Source organism: Tsukamurella sputi (genome assembly GCF_007858445.1).
GTDB lineage: Bacteria > Actinomycetota > Actinomycetes > Mycobacteriales > Mycobacteriaceae > Tsukamurella > Tsukamurella sputi.
Genome location: NZ_VIGV01000002.1, coordinates 597,472 through 621,908, shown reverse-complemented (window position 1 = coordinate 621,908; position 24,437 = coordinate 597,472). Strand labels below are relative to the sequence as shown.

Below are 24,437 nucleotides of genomic sequence, written 5' to 3'. Positions count from 1 at the left end.
GTGCGCCGCGCCTCCGGCGACGAGCTCGATGCGAGCACCCTCTACGCGCTGCTGAAGCTGCGCGCCGAGGTCTTCATCGCCGAGCAGCAGAGCCCGTGGCTCGACGTCGACGGGCGTGACCTCGACCCGTCGACGGTCCACCTCTGGCTGGCCGGCGATGCCGGGGACGGCGCCGTCGCGACGGTGCGTGTCACCGACGAGGGCGACGGCCTCGCCCGGATCGGCCGGGTGTGCGCCGCGCCGTCGCACCGCGGGCAGGGCCTGATCGGCGCGCTGATGACCGCGGCGCTCGCCGAGCTCCACGGCCGCGCCTGCCTGCTCGAGGCGCAGTCGCACCTCGAGGCGATGTACGCCAAATACGGATTCGCCCGCGAGGGCGACGAATTCATCGAGGACGGCATCCCGCACGTCCCCATGAGGAGGACCGCCGGTGTCTGACCGCTACCCGTTCAGCGCCGTCGTCGGCCACGACGAGCTGCGACTCGCGCTGACGCTCTGCGCGATCGCGCCCGCCGTCGGCGGGGTGCTCGTGCGCGGCGAGAAGGGCACCGCGAAGTCGACGGCCGCCCGCGCCCTCGCGCCGCTGCTGCCGGCGCGTCCCGACGGTGCGCCGGCGCGGCTCGTCGAACTGCCCATCGGTGCCACCGAGGACCGGGTCGTCGGCTCGCTCGATCTGCATCGCGCGCTCGGCGAGGGCGCCGTGGACTTCACGCCCGGCCTCCTGGCCGATGCGGACGGCGGCATCCTCTACGTCGACGAGGTCAACCTGCTCTCCGATCACCTCGTCGACGTGCTGCTGGACGCCGCGGCGATGGGGCGCGTCACCGTCGAGCGCGACGGGATCTCGCGTTCCTACCCGGCGCGGTTCGTGCTGGTGGGCACCATGAATCCGGAGGAGGGGGAGCTGCGGCCGCAGCTGCTCGACCGGTTCGGGCTCGCGGTGGACGTGCGGGCCAGCCGGGACGTCGACGACCGCGTCGAGGTGATGCGGCGCCGCCTCGCCTTCGAGGCCGACCCCGCCGCCTTCGCCGCCGCGTACGCCGACGCCGACGCCGAGCAGGCCCGCCGCATCGCCGACGCCCGCGACCGGCTGCCCGCCGTCGCCTTGCCGGATGCGGAACTGCGCCGCATCGCCGCCGTGTGCGCCGCCTTCGACGTGGACGGCATGCGCGCCGACCTGGTGATCGCGCGTGCCGCTCGCGCGCACGCCGCCTGGCGCGGCGCCGCCGAGGTGACCGAGGACGACGTCCGCGTCGCCGCGGCGCTGGCCCTGCCGCACCGCAAGCGGCGCGATCCCTTCGACGAGCCCGGCCTCGACGAATCCGAACTCGAGCGCGCCCTGGACGAGGCGCGGCAGGACGGCGAGCCCGAGCCGGACCCCGACCCCGATGGTCCCGACGGCGGAGACGCCGCCGACCCGCCCCCGTCGACGCGGGACGACTCCGGCGCTCCCGAGCCGGAGCCGCAGGGCGCGCCGTTGCCCACCGCGCGGCACCGCACCGTCGGCAAGCTGACCGTCCCGGGGATCGGTACCGGGGGAGCGACGGGCCGCAGGTCCAAGTCCCGCTCCGACCGCGGCAGCGTCGTGCGCGCCGCCCCCGCGGGGACAGGCGCCGGACTGCACCTGGCCGCCACCCTTCGCGCAGCCGCGCCCGCGCAGGCGGAACGCGGCCGTGTCGACGGTCCGCTGCGGCTCGCGCCGTCGGACCTGCGCGCCCCGATCCGCGAGGCGACCGAGGGCAATCTCGTGGTCTTCGTCGTGGACCTCTCCGGTTCGATGGCCGCCCGGGAGCGGATCGCGCTGGTCGGTGAGGCCGCGGTTTCGCTGCTGCGCGACGCCTACCAGCGGCGCGACAAGGTGGCCGTCATCGGCTTCCGCGGCGGGGAGGCCACGCTGCTCGTTCCGCCCACCCGCTCCGTCGACGTGGCGGTCGCCCGCCTCGCGCGGGCCCGGACCGGCGGCCGGACCCCGCTCGCGGAGGGGCTGATCGAGGCGCGGAAGCTGCTGCGCCGCGAGGAACTGCGACCCGATGCCCGGCGCCCGCTGGTCGTGGTGCTCACCGACGGTCGCGCGACCGCGGGCCGCGATCCGCTGCCCCGTGCCCTCGCCGCCGCGGCCGGGCTCCATGCGGACGGCCGCGCGAGCATCGTCGTGGACTGCGAGACCTCGATGGTGCGGCTGGGGCTGGCGGCGAAGGTCGCGGCCGCGCTCGGCGCGCCGATGCTGCCGTTGAGCGGCCTGCGCCCGCAGGATCTGGCGCGCGTCGCCTGACGTATGTTTCCGAAAGCCGGGTTCTGCGGCGGTCCGGGGCCGGATCCGGCGGCGGAGACCCGCGAAACCCGAAACTCAGTGAGGAGTCCCGATGCCGCAGGGCAAGGTCGACACGGTGCCGCAGGACGGCCTGACCACCCGCCAGCGCCGCAATCAGCCGGTCCTCGCCGTCCACACCGGGCCGGGTAAGGGCAAGTCGACGGCCGCCTTCGGCATGGCCATGCGGGCGTGGAACCAGGGCTTCGACATCGGCGTCTTCCAGTTCGTCAAGAGCGCGAAGTGGAAGGTCGGCGAAGAGGCGACGATGCTCGCACTGAACGAGCTGCACGAGCGCACCGGCGCCGGCGGACCCGTGGAGTGGCACAAGATGGGGCAGGGCTGGTCGTGGCTGCGTCGCTCCGACGACGCCGAACAGGACCACGCCGAGGCCGCCCGCGACGGGTGGCGGGAGATCGCGCGCCGGCTCAGTGCCGAGCAGCACCGGTTCTACGTGCTCGACGAGTTCACCTATCCGCTCAAGTGGGGCTGGATCGACGTCGACGAGGTGGTCGAGACCCTGGTGAACCGCCCCGGCAACCAGCACGTCGTCATCACCGGCCGCGACGCGCCGCAGGCGCTCATGGACGCCGCCGACCTGGTCACCGAGATGACCAAGATCAAGCACCCGATGGATGCGGGAAGGAAGGGCCAGAGGGGCATCGAATGGTGACACCCGCGGTCGTGATCGCGGCACCGTCGTCGGGCAGCGGTAAGACGACCATCGCGACGGGCCTGATGGGGGCGCTCGCCCGGACCGGCACCGTCGCACCGTTCAAGGTCGGGCCCGACTACATCGACCCCGGTTACCACGCGCTCGCCACCGGGCGGCCGGGCCGCAACCTCGACGCGGTGCTGTGCGGCGAGCAGCGCATCGCGCCGCTGTACCGGCACGGCGCGCAGGGCGCGGACATCGCCGTCGTCGAGGGCGTGATGGGGCTGTTCGACGGACGCATCGTCGACGGCCCGGCCGGCGTCGCGACCGAGGACATCGGCTCCACCGCCGATGTCGCGCAGATCCTCGGCGCCCCCGTGCTTCTCGTCGTCGACGCCCGCGGCCACTCCCAGTCGCTGGCCGCCCTGCTCGCGGGCTTCGCGACCCACCGCCCCGGGATCGCGCTCGCGGGCGTGATCCTCAACCGCGTCTCCAGCCCGCGCCACGAACGGGTGCTGCGGGACGCGTGCGCGCACGCGGGGCTGGAGGCGGTCGGTGCGGTGCCCGGCGCGGCCGCATTGGAGGTACCGGCGCGGCACCTCGGGCTGATCCCGGCGGCCGAGCGCGGTACGGATGCCGTCGCCGCCGTCGAGGCCATGACAGACCTGGTCGAACGTCACGTCGATGTGGAGCGGATCCGCGCGCTCGCGCGCCCGGTCGCCGACGGGGCGGTGTGGTCACCGTCGGACGAGGTCGCCCGCGCGGGCGCGCCGGTCGTCGCGCTCGCGGGCGGGCCGGCCTTCAGCTTCGGCTACGCCGAGCACGAGGAACTGCTCCGCGCCGCCGGCGCGGCGGTGCGCCGCTTCGATCCGCTCAGTGAGGAGTTGCCCGAGAACGCCGCCGCCGTCGTGCTCCCCGGCGGCTTCCCCGAGGTGTACGCCGAGAAGCTATCGGCGAACGGGCCGCTGCGCGCCCAGCTGCGCGCCCTCGTCGACGCAGGGGGCGCGGTGCACGCGGAGTGCGCGGGCCAGCTGTACCTCGCCGATTCGCTCGACGGGGTGCCCATGTGCGGGATCGTGCCCGGGGCGGCGACGTTCACCCCGCGACTGACGCTGGGATACCGGGACGCCGTGGCGCTCGGGACCGGCGCGCTGTTCGCGGCGGGGGAGCGCGTCACGGGGCACGAGTTCCACCGCACCGCGCTCACGACGGGGCCCTCTCCGGCGTGGGGTTGGCGCGACGGGGACGGCGTCGCCACGACCGATGGACACCTTTCGCCCACTGTGCACTCCTCGTATCTCCACGTGCATCCTGCCGGATACCCCGAGGTGGCAGAACGCCTGGTCAGAGCGGTCGCGTGAGGAGTTCGTCTCACCCTGAGCGCGGGCCTCGCGCGGGCTGAGAGGTTCCTGTACAAAAGCTTCATGCACACGTCGATCAAGCTCGTCTCCGTCACCTTCGCCGCCGCTGCCGTGGTCGCCACCTCCGCCTGCGCCGCCGGCTCCTACGCCGCTCCCGGCTCGCCCTCCTCCTCCGCCAAGCCCAGCGCCTCGGCCACGGCCTCCGTGAAGCCGTCCATCAGCGCGTCGGTCAAGCCCTCCGCCGCGAAGGCGACCCCGGTCAAGGCCGGCACCCCGAGCGCGATCCTCGCCTCGACCGCGTGGGAGACCACGTCCGCCAAGGACGCGAAGGGCGCCAAGGTCGCGCTGACCGACAAGGACGTCAAGAACTACGTCGGCTGGGCCTACTTCAAGAAGGACGGCACGTTCACCCTCTACAACCTGGACGACACCGCCAAGGGCAAGGGCGACTGGACCGTCTCGGCCGACGGCAAGACGCGCACCATCGTCGCCAAGAACGCCGACGGCAGCGTGCAGTACAAGCGCACCGTCGAGATCGTCACGCTGACGGAGAAGGAGTTCACGTACCGCGTGTACCCCGAGGCCTCCAACAAGGCGGTCTACTTCGACATCGTCCACACCCCGACCAAGCACGCCGAGCCGCGCGCGTAGTCGCCCCGCCCGCTTACTAAGCTGAGCGGAATGAACAGCCACGGCGCCCCGCACGATCCGTACCTCGTCGGTCTGGATCTGCGAGGGCGCCGTGTCGTCGTCGTGGGGGCGGGCACGGTCGCCCAGCGGCGCCTGCCGGTGCTCCTGGCCGCGGGGGCCGACGTCCACGTCGTCGCGCCGGAGGCCACCCCCGCGGTCGAGGCGACGCCCGGCATCGTTTGGCACCGGCGCGCGTACGCCTCGGGCGACCTCCTCGGGGCCTGGTACGTACTGGCCGCCACGAACGATCCTGCGGTGAACGCCGCGGTCGTCGCCGAGGCCGAGGCGGCGCGCACCTTCTGCGTCCGTGCCGACCTCGCGCGCGAGGGCACGGCGGTCACGCCCGCGACGGTGGCCACGGACGGGCTCCAGGTGGGCGTCCTCGCGTCGGGCGATCACCGACGGTCCGCCGCGGTCCGCGATGCGATCCGCGCGGTCCTCACGGGCGACGAGGCCGCCCGGCCCACGCGCAAGCCGGAGGGTGTGGCTCTCGTCGGCGGGGGACCGGGCGATCCGGACCTCATCACCGTGCGCGGTCGCGCGCTGCTGGGCCTCGCCGACGTGGTGGTCGCGGACAGGCTGGCCCCGCCGCGTCTGCTCGCCGAGCTCGCGCCCCACGTCGAGGTGATCGACGCGGCGAAGGTGCCCTACGGCCGGGCGATGGCGCAGCAGGCGATCAACCAGGTGTTGATCGACCGCGCCCGCGAGGGCAAGTTCGTGGTGCGGCTCAAGGGCGGAGACCCCTATGTCTTCGGCCGCGGTTTCGAGGAGCTCGAGGCGCTGGCCGCCGAGGGCATCCCGGTGACGGTGGTCCCCGGCATCACGTCGTCGATCGCGGCGCCCGCTGCGGCGGGCATCCCGGTGACGCACCGCGGCGTGACGCACGAGTTCGTGGTCGTGTCCGGGCACGTCGCACCGGGACATCCGGACAGCCTCGTGGACTGGGACGCGCTCGGCCGGCTCCGCGGCACGATCGTGGTGCTGATGGCGGTGGAGCGGCTGGCGGTGATCGCCGAGGCGCTGATCGCGGGCGGCCGGCCGGCTCAGACGCCCGCGGCGATCGTCGAGAACGCGACGACGGGCGGCCAACGCACCGTGCGGGGCACTCTCGCCTCCATCGCCGCCGATGCGGTGGCCGCGAACGTCGTCCCGCCCGCCGTGCTCGTGGTGGGCCCGACGGCCGGCTTCCTCGCGGCGCAGGGGTCCTGACGCCCATCCGGGGTGTGGTTTCGCCGCGTGTCGCGCGAGTGTGACCCCGCGCCGGCCGCGTGCCGCCCCGATCCGGGTCGCACCGCTCTGTGCTGCGCGAATCGCCCGAATCGACCCGAAAGGCCTTCCTGCTGAACCGCAACTTCAGTAACTCCAGTCACAATTGTTACCGTTCACGACTTCCGGATCCGGTGGGGTAGTCGGTAGCCTCGGTCCATCATGACTTCAACGATGGCGCCCAGCAGCCCGGCGCAGACCTACCGCGTCAAGGGCAGTGCAGTCGGCATCCCGATCCTCGTTCTCTGCGGAATGATCTTCCTGTCGGTGCTCGACGGCACCGTGGTCTTCGTCGCGATGCCGGAGATCCAGGACGCCCTCGGGCTGTCGGACGCGAGCAAGGTCTGGGTGTTCGGCGCGTACGCCTTGACCTTCGGTGGATTCCTGCTGTTGGGCGGTCGGCTCGGCGACACCTTCGGCCGCAAGAAGATGTTCCTGCTGGGTGTCATCGGCTTCACCGTCGCGTCGGCGCTCGCGGGATTCGCGACGAACGAGGCCTGGCTGCTCGCGGCCCGCGTCGGTCAGGGCTTCTTCGCCGCGATCGCCGGGCCCACCGCCCTGGCGCTGATCGCCACCACCTTCGCGCCGGGAAAGGCGCGCAACCAGGCCTTCGCCGTCTTCGGGGCCATGGCGGGCCTGGGCTCCATCGCCGGCCTCGTGGCCGGCGGCCTGCTCGCCACCATCGACTGGCGCCTCATCTTCTGGATCAACGTCCCCGTCGGCATCGCCTGCGCGATCGGCGGCTGGTTCACGCTCGACGAGGCGATGGCCGAGCGCCGGCACGCGCTGGACGTCAAGGGCGCCGCCCTGGCCGTCGCGGGCAGCGTGACGGGCGTCTACGCCCTCACCGCGGGCCCGGAGGCGCACTGGCAGAGCCCGTCGGTCTACGTCGCGGCCGTGATCTGCGTGATCAGCCTCGTGGCCTTCCTGTACGTCGAGCGCACGGCGAAGAACCCGATCCTGCCTTTCTCGCTGTTCAACAACCGCAACCGCGTCGCGGCCATGCTGGCCATCCTGGTGTGCGGTGCCCTGATTCCGACGCTCGGCTTCTACGTCGCGCTCACCTTCCAGCTGGTCCTGGGCTACACGCCCTTCCAGTCGGGCCTGGCGCTGCTGCCCTTCGCCGTGGGCTTCGGCATCGCCGTCGCCGTCAGCGCCTCCCTGGTCCGCCGCTTCCAGGCGCGGTGGCTCGTCGCCGTCGGCGGGCTCATCGTCTTCCTGCCGTGCATCTACGTCCCGACGCTCGTGGGTCAGGACCCGGCCACCATCTCCTACTGGCCGCAGATCGCGATCCCGGTGTTCTTCATCGGTATCGGCGTGGGCATGGCCGTCGTGCCCCTGCCGCTCGGCGCCGTCGCCGGCGTGCGTCCGTCGGAGATCGGCCCGCTGACCGCGCTCATCGAGGTCGCGCAGAACCTCGGCGGCATCATCGGTCTCGCCTCGGTGCAGGTCGTCGTGACCTCGCGGATCATGGCGGAGGGCGGCCCCACCACCGGCCACCTGAGGCACAAGGATCTGCTGCCCGAGCAGATCGGTGCGCTGGCCTCCGGCTACGGCCTCGCCTTCATCGCGTGCGCCGCGATCCTGATCCTCGCCGGCCTCATCGTGGTTCCCTTCATGCGCTTCACGCCGGAGGAGATCGCCGAGGGCCAGGCGGCCAAGGAGTCGAGCGAGTCCGGTGGCGCCATCCCGTCCACCTCGTTCCCGGCGCAGGCCTTCGAGGACGATGACGACGTCGACGACGACTGGGAGCCGCTCGAGGGCGACGTCACGTCGGGTTCCTTCGCCGCGATCCGTCGCGAGGACTTCGACCGCGCGTACAACGAGCAGCCGGGCGATCCGGAGCCCGTCTACTTCACCGACCGGTTCCGCGCCATCAAGCGGTCCGAGGTCGAGAACCGAGCGGCGCCCGCCGCGCCGCAGCCGCCGACCCAGCAGGTCCCCGTCGCCCGGCCTCCGCAGCGCCCCGCACCGTCGACGCCGCAGCAGGCCTACTCGCGGCCGAGCGATCCGCTGCACCGCCCGGCACCGTCGGCCCCGCAGCAGGCCTATTCGCACCCCAGCGATCCGCTGCCCCGCCCGGGCAGCCGGCCGGGGGAGGGACTCGCGGGCGTCGCCCGTCCGTCGGGGCCGATCCAGCGCGCGAGCGTCGATCTGCCGCGCCCGCCCGTGCCGCCGGCCCCGCGTACGTCGGTGCCCGACTACCGCCCGCCGCGTCCCGCGCCGCAGCAGTACCGGGCCGATCAACCGGTCCAGCGACCCGGCGGGCCCGGGCAGCGGCCGAGCGGCCCCGTCGAGCGCCCCGGCGCCCCGGTCGCGCGGCCGCAGCATCAGGCCGTTCCGCAGTACCAGGGGGCACCGGCGCCGCGGGCCGGGCGGCACTCCGCTCCCGAGCCCGACGGGATGCACCACCCCGAGTCGACGCCGCAGGCCGATCGCGTCAGCCGCGCCCGCCGGCACCGCCTGGAGGACTGACGGGCGGACGACACGGCGTGTCGTCCCGATTGTGACCATCCGGACGGCCGGGCCCAGCCCGGTCCTCCGGATACCGGCCGTGGTCTGGGAAAACACCCCTGCACAATGATTGCGGAATGCACGCACCGCGGCGGTGCTGCGCGGGAAGCCTCCAGGAAACCGGCGTGAACGATTTCTTGGCGACTTCTATCAGCCGGTAGCCTCGGTCTCCATGACCTCAACGATGGCCCCCGGGGCCCCGGCGCAGACCTACCGCGTCAAGGGCAACGCACTCGGTGTCGCCATCGTCGTCCTGTCCGGGATGATGTTCCTCGCCGTCCTCGACGGCACGGTCGTCTTCGTCGCGCTGCCGCGGATCCAGGACGCCATGCACCTGTCGGACGCCGCGAAGATCTGGGTGTTCGGCGCGTACGCGGTCACCTTCGGCGGCTTCATGTTGCTGGGCGGCCGGCTCGGCGACACCTTCGGCCGCAAGCGGATGTTCATCCTCGGCGTCGCCGGGTTCACCCTCGCGTCGCTGCTCACCGGTTTCGCCACCAACGAGGCGTGGCTCCTGATCGCCCGCGCGGGGCAGGGGCTCTTCGCCGCGATCGCGTGCCCCACGGCGCTGGCCCTCATCGCCACGACGTTCGCCCCCGGCAAGGCCCGCAACCAGGCCTTCGCGATCTTCGGCGCCATGGCCGGGCTCGGCTCGGTGTCGGGTCTCGTGGCCGGCGGCCTCCTCGCGACCTGGGACTGGCGCTTCGTCTTCTGGATCAACGTCCCCGTGGGCATCGTGTGCGTGATCGGCGCGGTCGTCGCGCTCGAGGAGTCGACATCGGAGCGGCGCCACGCCCTCGACATCAAGGGTGCGTTCCTCGCGGTGGCGGGCTGCGTGGCGGGCGTCTACACCCTCACCATGGGGCCCGAGGTGCACTGGAAGGGTGTGAGCATCTACGTCGCGGCGACCGTCAGCGTGGTCTGCCTGGTCGCCTTCCTCGTGGTGGAGCGCACGGCGAAGAACCCGATCCTGCCCTTCTCGCTGTTCCACAACCGCAACCGTGTGGCGGCGATGGTCGCCATCCTGGTGTGCGGCGCCCTGATTCCCACGCTCGGCTTCTACGTGGCGCTGACCTTCCAGCAGGTGCTGGGGTACTCGCCCCTGCAGTCGGGCCTGGCGCTGATCCCGTTCGCGGTCGGCATGGGCATCGCCGCCCCGATCTCGTCCAAGCTCGCCCTGAAGATCCAGGCGCGCTGGCTGGTGGCCATCGGCGGCGTCATCGTCTTCCTGCCGTGCATCTACGTGCCGACGCTCATGACCCGCGACCCCGCCACCGTCAGCTACTTCCCCTACATCGGGCCGGCGGTCTTCGTCATCGGCCTGGGCGTCGGCTTCGCGATGATCCCGCTCCCGATCTGCGCCCTGGCAGGGGTGCGTCCGTCGGAGACCGGCCCGATGTCCGCGCTGGTCGAGGTGTGCCAGAACATCGGCGGCATCGTCGGGCTCGCGTCGGTGCAGGTGCTGGTCACCTCCCGGATCATGGCGGAGGGCGGCCCGACGAAGGGCGACATCACCCACGACATGCTCGACGCGGCGCAGCGCAGCGCGCTCGCATCGGGCTACGGCCTCGCGTTCATCGCGTGCGCCGCGATCCTCATCCTGGCCGGCCTCGTCGTGGTGCCCTTCATGCGTTTCACCCCCGAGGAGGTCGCCGAAGGGCAGGCGGCGCAGGAGTCGAGCAAGTCCGGCGGATCGATCCCGTCCACCTCCTTCCCCGCGCAGGCCTTCGACCACGACGACGTCGACGACGACTGGGAGCCCCTCGAGGGCGACGTGACCTCCGGCTCGTTCGCCGCGATCCGCCGTGAGGACTACGACCGGGCGTACAACGAGCAGCCCGGCGATCCGGAGCCGGTGTACTTCACCGACCGCTTCCGTGCGATCAAGCGCCCGCAGCCGGCGCAGGCCGCCCCGCCGGTCCAGCGGCCGGTCCAGCAGCCTCCGGGTCCGTCGGCACCCACCGTCCCGCAGCAGGCCTATTCGCATCCCAGCGATCCGCTGCCCCGGACCGGGCGGCCCGGCGACGACCTGGCCGGCGTCGCGCGCCCGTCGGGCCCGATCCAGCGCGAGAGCGCCGATCTGCCGCGCCCGCCGCAGCCCGCGCCGCACCACCCCGCGCCGCCGCAGCGGCCCGCGGCGGATCCGCAGTACCGCCCCGGAGCCGCGGCGCACCCCGCGCAGCAGCGTCCCAGCGCGCCCCTGCACCGCCCGAGCGCCCCGATCCGACGTCCGACCGGGCCCCAGCGCCCGAGCGCGCCGATCCAGCGCCCGAGCGCACCGATCCAGCGCCCGGGCGGGGCGGTTCCCCGCCCCGATCAGCCCGTGCAGCGCGCCAGTGCCCCGATCCAGCGCCCGAGCGGGCAGGTCCCCCGTCCGCCCGTCGCCCCTCCGCAGCCCGAGCAGCAGGCACCGCGCGCGGGCGGCCGGCACGCGCTGCCGGACGAGGACGGCATGCACCACCCCGAGGTCTCGTCCCAGGCCGAGCGGGTGAGCCGGGCACGCCGCCACCGGAGCGACGAGGAGTAGGCCTCGACGCCGGGCGCGGCTACCCGGTCGTGACGATCGTGACCTCCGTCGGCGAGGAGAGCTCCGCGCGCAGGCCGGCCTTCTCCGCCACCTTCACGACGGCCCTCGCATCGCCCGGTTCGGCGCGGCTGATCACGAGCGCCCGCGCCAGCAGGCCCTTGTGGTGCTTGTTGAAGTGCGAGACCACGGACCGCGAGCCGTCGGACTTCTCCGTGACGACGGTGGCCGTGACCGCGCCCGGCACCTTCCCGAGCGCCGCGTAGCCGCCGGAGCGCAGGTCCACCACGAGCCCGCGGTCCGCTGCGCCCAGTGCGTCGGCGAGATCCGGCTTCCACTGCGCGGCCAGCGTGCCCAGACCGGGCAGCTTCGAGCCCGACGAGAGGCGGTAGGCGGGGATGGAGTCCACCGCACCGACCACACCGAACAGCGCCGAGCCGACAGCGAGCCGGGCGTCGGCCTTCGCGCGCTGCGCCTTCGTCAGCGCGCGGACGTCCAGCGCGTCGTAGAGCACGCCCGTGTACTGCTCGATCGCGGGCCGGGTGGGGGCCGTGCGCAGCGCCCGGTTCCGCTCCAGCTCGTCGGTCTGCCCCTCGGACAGGCCCAGCGCCGCGCGCGCGGCGGCGTCGTCCCGGGAGAGCGCGACGAGCGCGTCGAGGAGGCGCTCGCGGGTCGGAGTCAGCGACGGGAAGGTGAGCGCGGCGAGGTCGAGGGGCGCACCCGCGCCGCCACCGGCTTTGGTTTCGGACGGGGGAAGCAGGATCAGCACACCGGACACACTAAGCTGTGGCGTCGTGATCACCCGACTCTCCCAGCTCTTCCTGCGCACGCTCCGCGACGACCCGGCCGACGCCGAGGTTCCCAGCCACAAGCTGCTCGTCCGCGCCGGCTACGTGCGCCGCATCGCCCCCGGCGTCTACTCCTGGCTGCCGCTGGGCCTGAAGGTGCTGCGCAACGTCGAGCAGGTCGTCCGCGAGGAGATGGACGCGATCGGCGGCCAGGAGATCCTGCTGCCCGCGCTGCTGCCGCGCGAGCCCTACGAGACCACGAACCGGTGGACCGAGTACGGCGACAGCCTGTTCCGGCTCAAGGACCGCAAGGGCAGCGACATGATGCTCGGCCCCACCCACGAGGAGATCTTCGCCCTCACGGTCAAGGGGGAGTACAACTCGTACAAGGATCTGCCGGTCATCCTGTATCAGATCCAGACGAAGTACCGCGACGAGGAGCGTCCCCGCGCGGGCATCCTGCGCGGCCGCGAGTTCGTCATGAAGGACAGCTACAGCTTCGACACCACCGACGAGGGCCTGTCCGATGCCTACGCGAAGCACCGCGCCGCCTACCAGCGGATCTTCGCGCGCCTCGATGTCGAGCACGTGATCGTCTCCGCCACGTCCGGGGCCATGGGAGGCAGCGCCTCCGAGGAGTTCCTCGCGGTCAGCGAGGTCGGCGAGGACACCTACGTGCACTCGACCGAATCGGACTACGCCGCGAACGTCGAGGCCGTCATCACGCCCGCGCCGCCGGCCATCCCGCTCGACGGCCTGCCCGCCGCGCAGGTCTACGACACCCCCGACGCGCCCACCATCGACACGCTCGTCGCGTGGGCCAACGAGGGTGCCGACGGTGCCTCCGTCCTCGGCCGCGAGGTCACCGCGGGGGACACCCTCAAGAACGTCATGGTCAAGACCCGCGCGCCGGGCGGCGACTGGGAGCTGCTCGGCGTCGGCGTGCCCGGCGACCGCGAGGTGGACTTCAAGCGCCTCGAGGCGTCCCTGGAGCCCACCGAGGTCGCGCTGCTCGAGGCCGAGGACTTCGCGAAGTACCCGTTCCTGGTGAAGGGCTACATCGGCCCGAAGGCGCTGCTGGCGAACGAGGTCCGCTATCTCGTGGACCCGCGCGTGGTCGAGGGCACCGCGTGGATCACCGGCGCCGACGCACCGGGCAAGCACGTGGTGAACCTCACGGCGGGCCGCGACTTCGTGCCCGACGGCACAATCGAGGCCGCCGAGGTCCGCGACGGCGACGCCTCGCCCGACGGCAGGGGCGTGCTGAAGTCCGCACGTGGCATCGAGATCGGCCACATCTTCCAGCTGGGCCGCAAGTACACCGACGCCTTCGAGCTCGACGTGCTCGGCGAGAACGGCAAGCCCGTGCGCCTGACTCAGGGGTCGTACGGCGTCGGCGTCTCGCGCCTGGTCGCCGTCATCGCCGAGCAGCAGCACGACGACAAGGGCCTGCGCTGGCCCAAGGGCATCGCGCCCTTCGACGTCCACGTCGTGATCGCGAACAAGGACGAGGGCGCCTGGTCCGGCGCCGAGGAGCTGGCCGGGGCGCTCGACGCTGCGGGCCTGCAGGTGGTCCTCGACGACCGCAAGGCTTCGCCGGGCATCAAGTTCAAGGACTCCGAGCTGATCGGCGTCCCCACCGTGGTCGTGGTCGGGCGGGGTTGGGCCGACGGTGTCGTCGAGCTCCGGGACCGTCTGACCGGCGAATCCCGGGAGATCGCCGTCGCCGACGCCGCCGCGGAGATCGTCGCCGCGGCGCGGTAGTCGCGAACGACGAGGGGCCCGCACCGATCCGGTGCGGGCCCTCGTGTGTCCGGGTCAGAACGGGAGCGTGAGCAGCGCGCCCGTGTCGAGTCCGCCCGAGGCGATGACGCCGATGCCGACGATCAGCAGGATGACGAACAGGACCAGGAAGACGGCGCCGACGATCGTCCCCGCGAGTGCGAGTCCGTGGCCCTGCTGACCGGTCTGCTTGGTCTGCTTCATCGCGATGAAGCCCATGATGATGCCTGCGATGGCGACCGGGATGGACAACAGTCCGAGGTACGGGATGCACATCATCGGCACGGCGATGATGCTCGACGCGAGCGAGGCGATCGCCAGCCCGTTGGTGCCGGTCGGACCCTGCTGGGCCGGGTAGCCGGGGTAGTAGCCACCGGCCTGGCCGGGGTACGCGGGGTAGCCGGGCTGCTGCCCCGCGAAGCCCTGCTGTCCCGGGTACTGCTGCTGGCCGGGGTACTGCTGCTGTCCGAACTGCTGCTGGCCGGGATACTGCGGCGGCGCGGTGTAGGGGTTGGCCCCGTTCGGGTCGGCGGGTGCCGCGTAGGGGTTCTGCTGCGCGTACGGGTCCGCCGGCTGGGCGTACGGGTTCTGCTGCGCGTACGGATCCGCCGCTTGGGCGTACGGGTTCGCGGCCGGTGCGGCGTACGGATCGGCGGGAGGCGAGTACGGGTTCGGCGCCGCGGTGTTGTGCACGGTGGTCGCGGCGTCGGGATCGCCGCCCACGTTCTGCTCGCCCGCGGGCGCCTCGTCGCCGTCGCGCTTCGTCAGGTCGGGCGTGGACGGGGCCGACTCGGCCGGCCGGATGACCGTCGGGTCGTAGGTCCCGTCGCCGGGCTGCTGCGGATCACTGGACGTCATCCCCCGAGTGTAAAGGCAGGGAAAGGGAACGTCAGGTGCGGATACCGGGGAAGGGCGTGGTCACGGGGGAGACCCCGAGCGCCACGCGCCACCGCGCGCCGCGGACCGCGGCGCCGCCGAGACCGGTGACGCCGAGGTGGCGGATGCCGTCACCGTCGGCCTGGGAGAGCACGTTCCGGTGTGCGGCCGCGACATCGTCCTCCGCGGCCGCGGCGACCTTCGCCGCGCTGACGGGGTCGGTCACGGGTTCCGGCGGCGCGTACGCCGGCGCCGCGACGGGCACCTCGACGCCGGCGGCGCTGAGCACTCGGACGAGCGCGTCGCGCTGCGAGCGGTGCTCCGCGGCGTAGGTCGCGATCTCGGTCTTCCGCGTGGGCGCGGCGTAGGCCTCGACGAGGCCGTACAGGTACACGGCGGCGTGCTCGGACTTCACGGCGGCGGCGACCGCCTCCTGCGCAGGGGTCATGCGAGCACCACCTCGGCGTGCACACGGGTCGCTGCGGCGACGGAGCCGAGCAGCGCCGCCTGATACCCGGACGCCGCGACCGCGGCGTCGCCGGCGTCCTTCGCCGATCGGACCAATTGGGCGTGCAACGACTGCCGGGTCAGCGGCGACGGCGGTGCGGGGGTCGATGACGGTGCGGCAGTCACGGACGTGGTCCGCTGGACGTACCGCGACAGCTCATCGGCCAACGCCGAGGCGTGCTGGCCGCGCTGATCCGCGATGACCCGCAGCTGCGGCCCGGCGGCACCGTCGAGCACTGCGAGCCCTCGCGCGGCGTCGGCATCGGCCTGTGCCTGGGCGGCGGCGGCCTGCAGGCGCACGGCCTGCGGGTCGTCGGCGCGGTCCTCGGGCGTCGTGCACCCGGCGAGGGCGCCCGCGCCCACGAGTGCGCCCCCTGCGAGGAGGGCGGACGTCAGGACGGTGCGGCGGTCGATGCCGGGACGCGACTGCAAAGCCTGGTCGCGGCGCGGTGGAGGGACGATCACGGGGCGAGTCTAGCGGCGCGCCCGGGTACACTGTTCGGAGCGTTCGACACCGGGCACGTCCGGTGACAATTTCACAGGGAGGCGCGTATGGCTTACGACGAATCGGCGGTGAAGGCCGTCCTCGCGCCCCACCTGGACGCGGCCGGACTCGATCTCGAGCAGCTGAAGATCAACAACGCGGGCAGCAAATCCACCATCGCGGTGGTCGTGGACAGCGACGCCGGACCCACCCTCGACGAACTCGCGGAGGTGGCGCGCACCCTCTCCGCGGCGGTCGACGACGCCGACGAGGTCTTCGGCGGGCAGGCGTTCACCCTCGAGGTCACCACGCCCGGCGCCGAGCGCCCGCTCGTCGAGCCCCGCCACTGGCGCCGCGCCCGCGGCCGCCAGGCGGCGATCGAGCTGACCGACGGGACGAACCTGCTGGCCCGGATCGGGCCGTTGTCGGACGACGGGACCCGGGTCACCGTCGTACTGCCGGGGGCGAAGGGATCCGCCCCGACGACGCGCGAGCTCGCGCTGGACGAGGTGGCCGCGGCCGCCGTCCGGGTCGAGTTCCGCCGTCCGAATCCCAAGGAGATGGAGCTCTCGGGCATCACGCCCGGGCGCGTGGAGTCGGGCGCCGAGCCGGCGGACCTGACGGGCGACGACGCCGCAGGTGCGGCGAACGAGGAATGAGGACGAAGTGAACATCGACATGGCGACCCTGCGGGCGATCGAGGCGGAGAAGGACATCTCGGTCGACACGGTCATCGAGGCGATCCAGGTGGCGCTCCTCACCGCGTACAAGCACACCGACGGGCACGAGCCGCACGCGCGGATCGACGTCGACCGCCGCACCGGCGCGGTGAAGGTGATGGCGCAGGAGATCGACGCCGACGGCAACATCATCACCGAGTGGGACGACACCCCCGAGGGCTTCGGCCGCATCGCCGCCGACTCGGCGCGGCAGCTGATCACCCAGCGGCTCCGCGACGCCGAGAACGACCGCACCTTCGGCGAGTTCGCCGTGTACGAGGGCGAGGTCGTCTCCGGTGTCGTGCAGGCCGACGCCCGTGCCGCCGCACGCGGATTCGTCGTGGTGCGCATCGGCAGTGAGCGCGAGGGACACGAGGGCCTGCTGCCCCCGGCGGAGCAGGTTCCGGGGGAGAGCTACGAGCACGGCGACCGGATGAAGTTCTACGTCGTCGGCGTCAGCCGAGGCCAGCGCGGCACGCAGATCACCCTCTCGCGCACGCACCCGAACCTGGTGAAGAAGCTCTTCGCGCTCGAGGTGCCCGAGATCGCCGACGGCAGCGTCGAGATCACGTCCGTGGCGCGCGAGGCCGGTCACAGGTCGAAGATCGCGGTGCGCACCTCGGTCGCGGGGCTCAACGCCAAGGGCGCCTGCATCGGCCCGATGGGCCAGCGCGTGCGCAACGTGATGAGCGACCTCGAGGGCGAGAAGATCGACATCATCTCCTACGACGACGACCCGGCCGTCTTCGTCGGCAACGCCCTGTCGCCGTCCTCGGTGGTCTCGGTCACCATCGTCGACCCCAAGGAGAAGGCCGCCCGCGTGGTGGTGCCGGACTTCAAGCTGAGCCTCGCGATCGGCAAGGAGGGCCAGAACGCCCGCCTCGCCGCGCGCCTCACCGGCTGGCGGATCGACATCCGCTCCGACGCGGAGGGCGCTGACCCGAAGTGAGTGAGCCGGTCCGCACCTGCATCGGGTGCCGGCGCCGGGCCCCCGCGGGCGAGCTGATCCGGGTGGTCGCCTCCGCACCGGTCGACGGTGCGCGGACCGTCGTCGTGGACGTGCGGCACCGCCTCCCGGGGCGGGGCGCGTGGTTGCACGACGACCCCCGCTGCCGGGAGCAGGCCCGGAAGAGGAACGCGTTCCGCCGGGCGCTGCGGGTTTCGGGGCCGTTGGACGACTCCCTGGAGTGAAACGACTTGCCACGACGCGCTATGATGATGAGCGGTCTGAAGACGGTAGGTCTTTCCCAAGGCCGACCTACTCGGAGATGAAGGAATCGAGCTGAAGACATGAGCACACCGTGAAGCACCAGCGATGAACGGCAATCGGAGTAACTAACCGAGGTCGGCGGGACCAGTGATGCCCTCGACCTCACATTTGAGGAGAAGAGTGGCAGGCAAGGCCCGCGTGCACGAGTTGGCTAAAGAACTCGGTGTCACCAGCAAGGAAGTTCTCGCACGGCTCAGTGAGCAGGGCGAGTTCGTGAAGTCCGCGTCGTCGACGGTGGAAGCACCCGTCGCGCGACGCCTGCGCGAGTCGTACGGATCGAAGTCCGACTCCGCCAAGCCGGGCCCCGCACCGGCACGTAAGCCCGGCCCCGCGGCCGCGAGCACCCCCGCACCGTCGGCGCCCGCCGCGGATGCACCCCGTCCGACCTCGGCTCGACCCGGCCCGCGCCCCGCGGCGCCGGCCGCGCCCGAGCCGGCTCCGGAGCCCGCCGCACCGGCGGCTCCCGCCGCGAGCGCCGCACCGTCGGCGCCCGAGGCGCGCCCCGCGGCTCCCGCCGCACGCCCGGCACCGCGTCCGGCCGGCCCCAAGCCCGGCCCGCGCACGCCGAAGGTGGGCAACAACCCGTTCTCCTCGCAGGCTCCCGTCGAGCGCGCGCCCCGTCCGCAGCCGGGCCCCGGTGGCCCGCGCCCGCAGGGCGGCGCCCGTCCGGCTCCCGGCCAGGGCGGTCCTCGTCCGCAGGGCGGCGCCCGTCCGGCTCCCGGCCAGGGTGGTCCCCGTCCGCAGGGCGGTCGTCCCGCGGCCGGTCCCGGTGGCCCGCGTCCGACCCCCGGCAGCATGCCCCCGCGCCCGAACCCGGGTGCGATGCCCGCGCGGGCGGCGCGTCCGGCCGCTCAGGGCCGTCCCGGCCCCGGTGGCCGCGGCGGGCCCGGTGGGCGTCCCGGTGGCGGTGGCGGCTACCGCGGTGGGCCCGGCGGCGGTACCGGTACTGGTGCTCCCGCAGGTGGTTTCCGCGGTCGTCCCGGTGGCGGCGGCGGTCGTGGCCGTCCCGGCGGCACCGCGGGTGCCTTCGGTCGTCCCGGTGGCGCCCCGCGTCGTGGCCGTAAGTCGAAGCGGGCGAAACGCGCCGAGTACGAGAACATGCAGGCGCCGATCGCCGGTGGCGTCCGGTTGCCGCGCGGCGCCGGCGAGACGATCCGTCTCGCCCGCGGCGCGTCGCTGAGCGATTTCGCCGAGAAGATCGACGCGAACCCGGCGTCGCTGGTCCAGGCGCTGTTCAACCTGGGCGAGATGGTCACCGCCACTCAGTCGGTGAACGAGGAGACCCTCGTGCTGCTGGGCGAGGAGATGAACTACGTCGTCCAGGTCGTCAGCCCCGAGGACGAGGACCGCGAGCTGCTCGACAGCTTCGACCTCACCTACGGCGAGGACGAGGGCGGCGAGGAGGACCTCGAGTACCGTCCGCCGGTGGTCACCGTCATGGGTCACGTCGATCACGGTAAGACCCGACTGCTCGACACGATCCGCAAGGCCAACGTCCGCGAGGGCGAGGCCGGCGGCATCACGCAGCACATCGGCGCCTACCAGGTGCTCACGGAGCTCGAGGGCAACGAGCGCCTGATCACGTTCATCGACACCCCGGGTCACGAGGCGTTCACCGCCATGCGTGCCCGCGGTGCGAAGGCCACCGACCTCGCGATCCTCGTGGTCGCGGCCGACGACGGCGTCATGCCGCAGACGGTGGAGGCCATCAACCACGCGCAGGCGGCCGACGTGCCGATCGTCGTGGCGGTGAACAAGATCGACAAGGAGGGCGCGCAGCCGGAGAAGATCCGCGGCCAGCTCACCGAGTACGGCCTGATCCCCGAGGAGTACGGCGGCGACACGATGTTCGTCGACATCTCCGCGAAGCAGGGCACGAACGTCGAGGCGCTGCTCGAAGCGGTGCTGCTGACGGCCGACGCCTCGCTCGACCTGCGGGCGAACCCCGACATGGACGCGCAGGGGGTGGCCATCGAGGCGCACCTCGACCGCGGCCGCGGCCCCGTGGCCACCGTGCTGATCCAGCGCGGCACGCTGCGGGTCGGCGACTCGATCGTGGCGGGCGACGCCTACGGCCGCGTCCGACGCATGGTCGACGAGAACGGCGACGACATCACGGAGGCGACCCCGTCGCGTCCGGCCCAGGTCATCGGCTTCACGTCGGTCCCCGGTGCAGGCGACAACCTGCTCGTGGTCGATGAGGACCGCATCGCCCGGCAGATCGCCGACCGGCGCGCGGCGCGCAAGCGCAACGCCCTGGCGGCCCGCTCGCGCAAGCGCGTCTCGCTCGAGGATCTGGATGCCGCGCTCAAGGAGACGAGCCAGCTCAACCTCATCCTCAAGGGCGACAACTCCGGTACCGTCGAGGCCCTCGAGGAGGCCCTGCTCGGCATCGAGATCGACGACGAGGTGCAGCTGCGCGTCATCGACCGCGGTGTCGGTGGCGTCACCGAGACCAATGTCAACCTGGCGTCGGCGTCGAACGCGATCATCATCGCCTTCAACGTCCGCGCGGAGGGCAAGGCCACGGAGCTCGCCAACCGCGAGGGTGTGGAGATCCGGTACTACTCGGTGATCTACCAGGCGATCGACGAGGTCGAGGCCGCGCTCAAGGGCATGCTCAAGCCGGTCTACGAGGAGAAGGAGCTCGGCCAGGCCGAGATCCGCGCGATCTTCAAGTCGTCCAAGGTGGGCAACATCGCGGGTTGCATGGTCCAGTCGGGCATCATGCGCCGCAACGCGAAGGCCCGCCTGCTGCGCGATTCGACGGTGGTGGCCGAGAACCTCACGGTCACCTCGCTCAAGCGCGAGAAGGACGACGCGACCGAGGTCCGCGAGGGCTACGAATGCGGTCTGACGCTCTCGTACTCGGACATCAAGGTCGGCGACGTCATCGAGACCTACGAGCTGGTCGAGAAGCCGCGCGATTAGTCACGGGTCCCGGGCCGGGTGCACCAGCACCCGGCCCCGGGGACTCCTTCATCCCCAGGGCCGGGTTGGCCCGAACGATGTTCCTAGGTGCACTGGAGTTCGATCTCCTGCTGGGCGATGTGCATTCGCTCAAACACAAGCGGTCCGTGATCAAGCCGATCCTCGCCGAGTTGCGACGGTTCTCCGTCAGCGCGGCCGAGGTCGGTGAGCAGGACCTGCACCGGCGCGCCGTCCTCGGAGTCGGCGTCGTCGGTCCGGACCACGCGCACGTGGTCGAGATCCTCGACCGGTGCGAGCGCACCGTCGCCGCGCGTCCCGAGATCGAGCTGTTGTCGGTGCGGCGGCGGCTCTTCGGTCCCGAGGATTGAGCGTCCTCGACGCAGGTGCCGACGCGATCCCACCGCACCGGGATATGCTCGCTACTCCATCGGTGACACACCGTCCGATGAATTCTTCGTTCCACGTACAGGGAGGACTGGCCATGGCTGACCCCGCACGGGCCGCTCGGCTCGCCAAGCGGATCGGGACCATCGTCGCGACCGCGATCGAGCACGACATCAAGGACCCGCGGCTCGATTACGTGACGGTGACCGACACCCGCGTGACGAACGATCTGCACGACGCGACCGTCTTCTACACCGTCATGGGGCCGACGCTCGACGTCGAGCCGGACTACGAGGCGGCCGCCGCCGGCCTGGAGAAGGCCCGGGGGCAGCTCCGCAGCAAAGTCGGTGCGGGCACGGGCGTGCGGTTCACCCCCACGCTGCGCTTCGAGCTCGACGGTGTGCCCGCGGCGGTCGCGAACATGGAGGCGCTGCTCGCCAAGGCCCGCGAGCAGGACGAGCGCGTCGCCGCCGTGGCGGCCACCGCGAAGCCCGCGGGCGAGGCGGACCCGTACAAGCACGACGACGACGAGGATCCGGGCGACGAATCGGCCGGGGACGCACGGTGACCGATGCCGCTGCCGTTGCGGCGGCACTCGACGGTGCGCGCCGCGTGGCGGTGTACTGCCACGTGCGTCCTGATGCGGACACTCTGGGCTCCGGTCTGGGGCTGGCCCGTGTCCTGCGCGCCCGCGGCGTCGAGGTGAGCGTGAGCCATCCGGGCCCGGCCCTGCCGTCGGGCATCGGCGGGCTCCCCGGCGTCGACGACTTCGGAGCGCCGCTCGCCGACGCGGACGTCGCCGTGGCGGTCGACTGCGCCAGCGCGGAGCGGCTCGCCGGACTCGAGGAGTCCTTCAACGCCCACCCCGTCCGGGTGGTCATCGACCATCACGCGACGAATCCCGGTTTCGGCACCGTCGACCTGGTCGACCCCGCGGCGAACTGCACCACCGAGCTGGTGCTCGCGGTGATCGACGCGCTCGGTGCCGAGCTGGATCCGGGAACGGCCGACTGCCTGTACGCGGGCCTGGTCACCGATACCGGATCGTTCCGCTGGTCGACACCCGCCGGTCACGTCATGGCGGGGCGGCTCCTCGCCGCGGGTGCGCAGGGACGCGCACTCGCCCGGGACCTCCTCGACAGCCATCCCCGCGCCTGGTTCTCGATGGTCGCGGCGGTGCTCGGGTCCGCGAAGGCGGTGCCCGAGGCCTTCGGCGGCCGTGGCGCCGTCTACGCGGTGTGCCGTGCCGTCGATCGCGGCCCGCTGGGCTGGGACGCTGCGGAGTCGCTCATCGACCTGCTGCGCACGGCGGAGGACTGCGAGGTCGCGGCGCTGTTCAAGGAGAGCGACAGCGGTGAGTGGTCCGCCTCGCTGCGGGCCCGCACGGATCTCGACGTCTCGGAACTCGCGCGCGGATTCGGCGGCGGTGGCCACCGGCTCGCCGCGGGCTACTCCGCCACCGGTACCGGTGACGACGTGGTGTCCGCCTTCCTCGCGCGGGTCTGACGGGACCCGCATGACCGAGACCGCCGCCGTGCCCGCCGGGCTCGGCCGCCGCATCGTCGGGCAGGCGCTGCCGGCGCTCGGGGTGCTCGCCGCCGAGCCCCTCTACCTGCTGTGGGACACGGCCGTCATCGGCCGCCTCGGAGCGCTGCCGCTGGCCGGCCTCGCGGTGGGTGGACTGATCCTGGCCACCGTCTCCACGCAGCTCACCTTCCTCTCCTACGGCACCACCTCGCGGTCCGCCCGCAGGTTCGGCGCCGGCGATCCCGACGGTGCCGTCGTCGAGGGCGTGCAGGCGACGTGGATCGCGCTGGTCGTCGGCGGCGTGCTGCTGGCGCTCGTCCAGGGCTTCGCGGGTCCGGTGACGAGGGCGGTCGCCGGTCGCGAGGAGATCGCGACGGCCGCCGAGTCCTGGCTCCGGGTGGCGTCCTTCGGCATCCCGCTGATCCTGGTCACGATGGCCGGGAACGGGTGGCTGCGCGGCGTGCAACGACCCCGTGCCCCGCTCGTCTTCGTCCTGGTGGGGCTGGGCCTGTCGACGGTGGCGTGCCCGGTCCTGGTCTTCGGCTGGGGCGGCGCGCCCGCACTGGGACTGCTCGGATCCGCGTGGGCGAACCTGACCGGCCAGATCGTGAGCGGCATGCTCTTCCTCGGCGCGGTCGTCCGCGCCGCGGGCGGCGGTCCCGGCGGCTCCGTCGCGGAGCTGCGGCCCCGGCCCGCGCTGATCCGCGCCCAGTTGGTGCTCGGGCGCGACCTGATCGTTCGCAGCCTGTCCTTCCAGGTCTGTTTCGTCTCCGCCGGCGCCGTCGCGGCGCGGACGGGCGCCCAGTACGTGGGCGCGCACCAGATCGCGATGCAGCTGTGGAACTTCGTGGCGCTCGTGCTGGATTCGCTCGCGATCGCGGCCCAGACGCTGGTGGGCGCGGCGCTGGGCAGTGGGAACGCCACTGCGGCACGCTCCCTGGGACGCCGCGTGACCGCGTGGTCGACGCTCTTCGCCGTGGTCATCGCCACCGGCCTCGCCGCGCTCCACGGCACGCTTCCACGCGTCTTCACCTCCGATCCCGCGGTGCTCGACGCGCTGGCGGTTCCGTGGTGGTTCCTGGTGGGGATGATCCCGATCGCGGGCGTGGTCTTCGCGCTCGACGGTGTACTGTTGGGCGCCTCCGACGCCGCCTACCTGCGGACGGCGACGATGGCGGCGGCGCTCGTCGGCTTCCTGCCGCTGATCTGGCTCTCCTACGCACTCGGCTGGGGCCTGGCGGGGATCTGGTCCGGCCTCGCGGCGTTCATGGTGCTGCGGTGCGCCGCGGTGGTGCTGCGCTTCCAGGGGGACCGGTGGGAGCGGGTGGGCACCGCGCCGGCGTGACCGGGCTTGCATTGCGCGGCCGAATACGATCGGATGTTGCATATGGCATTCACTGTGATTACGAGCACGACCATGCTCCGCCGGACTCTCGCCGGTGCGGCCGTCGTCGCGGCCTGCGGCGCGGCCGTCGCCTGCGCCCCGTCGGCCCCCGAATCGGTTCCCTCGTTCACCGTGAACCCGTCCGCGACGCAGAGCGCGCCGTCCAGCTCGGTGTCCGCGTCGGCGAGCGCCTCCTCGGCTGCCGCCACCACGACCGCACCCACGACGGGCGCGGTGCCGCCGCAGCAGCCGTACACCGCGCCGTACACACCGCCCGCCACGGCGTACCCGACGGCGGAGACCACCACCGTCGCCCCGACCACCACGCAGCAGCCCTACCCGACGACGGTGGTCATTCCTCCGGGCATCGATCTGCCTCCGGGCGCGCCGCGCACCATCACCATCCCGCCCGGCCTGCCGATCCCGCACTGATCCGACGCAGCGGCCGAGCCGCGGAGCCCTTCACG

The 24,437-nt window shown here is 72.7% G+C and carries 22 protein-coding genes; 18 read left to right on the top strand and 4 right to left on the bottom strand.

The genetic code is table 11. The features are described 5' to 3' along the window. From FK268_RS08180 to FK268_RS08145, 8 genes are all read left to right on the top strand, one after another. Positions 1–438: a GNAT family N-acetyltransferase gene (locus FK268_RS08180; protein ID WP_146432944.1), complete on the top strand. Its 438-nt coding sequence runs from the start codon at positions 1–3 to the stop codon at positions 436–438. Then, positions 431–2,272: a VWA domain-containing protein gene (locus FK268_RS08175; protein WP_146432942.1), complete on the top strand. Its 1,842-nt coding sequence runs from the start codon at positions 431–433 to the stop codon at positions 2,270–2,272. The genes FK268_RS08180 and FK268_RS08175 overlap by 8 nt, the downstream gene beginning before the upstream one ends. A gap of 91 nt (positions 2,273–2,363) precedes the next feature. After that, the gene (gene cobO, locus FK268_RS08170; protein WP_146432941.1) at positions 2,364–2,981 is read left to right on the top strand and encodes a cob(I)yrinic acid a,c-diamide adenosyltransferase; all 618 of its coding nucleotides are present in this window, start codon (positions 2,364–2,366) and stop codon (positions 2,979–2,981) included. Beyond that, positions 2,975–4,324 carry a cobyrinic acid a,c-diamide synthase CobB gene (locus FK268_RS08165; RefSeq protein ID WP_146432939.1) on the top strand — a complete coding sequence of 450 codons (1,350 nt, stop codon included), beginning with the start codon at positions 2,975–2,977 and terminating at the stop codon, positions 4,322–4,324. The genes cobO and FK268_RS08165 overlap by 7 nt, the downstream gene beginning before the upstream one ends. Positions 4,325–4,387: 63 nt before the next feature. After that, the gene (locus tag FK268_RS08160; protein ID WP_146432937.1) at positions 4,388–4,975 is read left to right on the top strand and encodes a DUF4822 domain-containing protein; all 588 of its coding nucleotides are present in this window, start codon (positions 4,388–4,390) and stop codon (positions 4,973–4,975) included. A 30-nt stretch (positions 4,976–5,005) separates the two neighbouring features. Beyond that, complete coding sequence (gene cobA, locus FK268_RS08155) at positions 5,006–6,223, top strand: uroporphyrinogen-III C-methyltransferase (protein ID WP_146432935.1); 1,218 nt, start codon at positions 5,006–5,008, stop codon at positions 6,221–6,223. Positions 6,224–6,442: 219 nt separating this feature from the next. Next, positions 6,443–8,755 carry an MFS transporter gene (locus FK268_RS08150; RefSeq protein ID WP_231706981.1) on the top strand — a complete coding sequence of 771 codons (2,313 nt, stop codon included), beginning with the start codon at positions 6,443–6,445 and terminating at the stop codon, positions 8,753–8,755. Between the two features lie 211 nt (positions 8,756–8,966). Continuing rightward, positions 8,967–11,321, top strand: coding sequence for an MFS transporter (locus FK268_RS08145; protein WP_231706980.1), 2,355 nt, complete (start codon positions 8,967–8,969; stop codon positions 11,319–11,321). Between the two features lie 19 nt (positions 11,322–11,340). Here the strand turns inward: FK268_RS08145 and yaaA are convergent, their stop codons facing one another. Then, on the bottom strand, positions 11,341–12,087 hold the full coding sequence (gene yaaA / locus FK268_RS08140; protein WP_146432933.1) for a peroxide stress protein YaaA: 747 nt from the start codon (positions 12,085–12,087) through the stop codon (positions 11,341–11,343). Positions 12,088–12,112: 25 nt separating this feature from the next. Here yaaA and FK268_RS08135 point away from each other — a divergent pair, with 25 nt between their 5' ends. Continuing rightward, positions 12,113–13,870 carry a proline--tRNA ligase gene (locus FK268_RS08135; protein ID WP_146432931.1) on the top strand — a complete coding sequence of 586 codons (1,758 nt, stop codon included), beginning with the start codon at positions 12,113–12,115 and terminating at the stop codon, positions 13,868–13,870. 54 nt (positions 13,871–13,924) lie between these two features. On the opposite strand, the gene FK268_RS08130 is transcribed toward FK268_RS08135, so the two are convergent. The 3 genes from FK268_RS08130 to FK268_RS08120 are packed head-to-tail and all read right to left on the bottom strand — an operon-like array spanning position 13,925 to position 15,736. Beyond that, a complete protein-coding gene (locus FK268_RS08130; protein WP_146432929.1) occupies positions 13,925–14,746 on the bottom strand; it encodes a DUF4190 domain-containing protein in 822 nt (273 codons plus the stop codon). 31 nt (positions 14,747–14,777) lie between these two features. Continuing rightward, positions 14,778–15,212: a DUF4439 domain-containing protein gene (locus tag FK268_RS08125; RefSeq protein ID WP_146432927.1), complete on the bottom strand. Its 435-nt coding sequence runs from the start codon at positions 15,210–15,212 to the stop codon at positions 14,778–14,780. Then, the gene (locus tag FK268_RS08120; protein ID WP_146432925.1) at positions 15,209–15,736 is read right to left on the bottom strand and encodes a hypothetical protein; all 528 of its coding nucleotides are present in this window, start codon (positions 15,734–15,736) and stop codon (positions 15,209–15,211) included. The genes FK268_RS08125 and FK268_RS08120 overlap by 4 nt, the downstream gene beginning before the upstream one ends. A gap of 87 nt (positions 15,737–15,823) precedes the next feature. Between FK268_RS08120 and rimP the strand changes: the two genes are divergently transcribed. From rimP to FK268_RS08075, 9 genes are all read left to right on the top strand, one after another. After that, positions 15,824–16,414 carry a ribosome maturation factor RimP gene (gene rimP / locus FK268_RS08115; protein ID WP_146432923.1) on the top strand — a complete coding sequence of 197 codons (591 nt, stop codon included), beginning with the start codon at positions 15,824–15,826 and terminating at the stop codon, positions 16,412–16,414. A gap of 7 nt (positions 16,415–16,421) precedes the next feature. Further along, complete coding sequence (nusA, locus tag FK268_RS08110; protein WP_146432921.1) at positions 16,422–17,423, top strand: transcription termination factor NusA; 1,002 nt, start codon at positions 16,422–16,424, stop codon at positions 17,421–17,423. Continuing rightward, positions 17,420–17,665, top strand: a complete 246-nt coding sequence (locus tag FK268_RS08105; RefSeq protein ID WP_146432919.1) for a YlxR family protein — start codon at positions 17,420–17,422, stop codon at positions 17,663–17,665. The genes nusA and FK268_RS08105 overlap by 4 nt, the downstream gene beginning before the upstream one ends. Positions 17,666–17,864: 199 nt before the next feature. Then, positions 17,865–20,675 (top strand): translation initiation factor IF-2, encoded by a 2,811-nt coding sequence (gene infB / locus FK268_RS08100; protein WP_146432917.1) that lies wholly within the window; start codon positions 17,865–17,867, stop codon positions 20,673–20,675. A 77-nt stretch (positions 20,676–20,752) separates the two neighbouring features. Continuing rightward, positions 20,753–21,043 carry a DUF503 domain-containing protein gene (locus FK268_RS08095; protein WP_146432915.1) on the top strand — a complete coding sequence of 97 codons (291 nt, stop codon included), beginning with the start codon at positions 20,753–20,755 and terminating at the stop codon, positions 21,041–21,043. A 113-nt stretch (positions 21,044–21,156) separates the two neighbouring features. Next, complete coding sequence (gene rbfA, locus FK268_RS08090; RefSeq protein ID WP_146432913.1) at positions 21,157–21,627, top strand: 30S ribosome-binding factor RbfA; 471 nt, start codon at positions 21,157–21,159, stop codon at positions 21,625–21,627. Next, positions 21,624–22,565 (top strand): DHH family phosphoesterase, encoded by a 942-nt coding sequence (locus tag FK268_RS08085; protein ID WP_231706979.1) that lies wholly within the window; start codon positions 21,624–21,626, stop codon positions 22,563–22,565. Before rbfA ends, FK268_RS08085 begins: the two co-directional genes overlap by 4 nt. Before the next feature lie 10 nt (positions 22,566–22,575). Continuing rightward, a complete protein-coding gene (locus FK268_RS08080) occupies positions 22,576–23,931 on the top strand; it encodes an MATE family efflux transporter (RefSeq protein ID WP_146432909.1) in 1,356 nt (451 codons plus the stop codon). Between the two features lie 72 nt (positions 23,932–24,003). Then, a complete protein-coding gene (locus FK268_RS08075) occupies positions 24,004–24,402 on the top strand; it encodes a hypothetical protein (RefSeq protein ID WP_146432907.1) in 399 nt (132 codons plus the stop codon). The last annotated feature ends 35 nt before the right edge of the window (positions 24,403–24,437 follow it).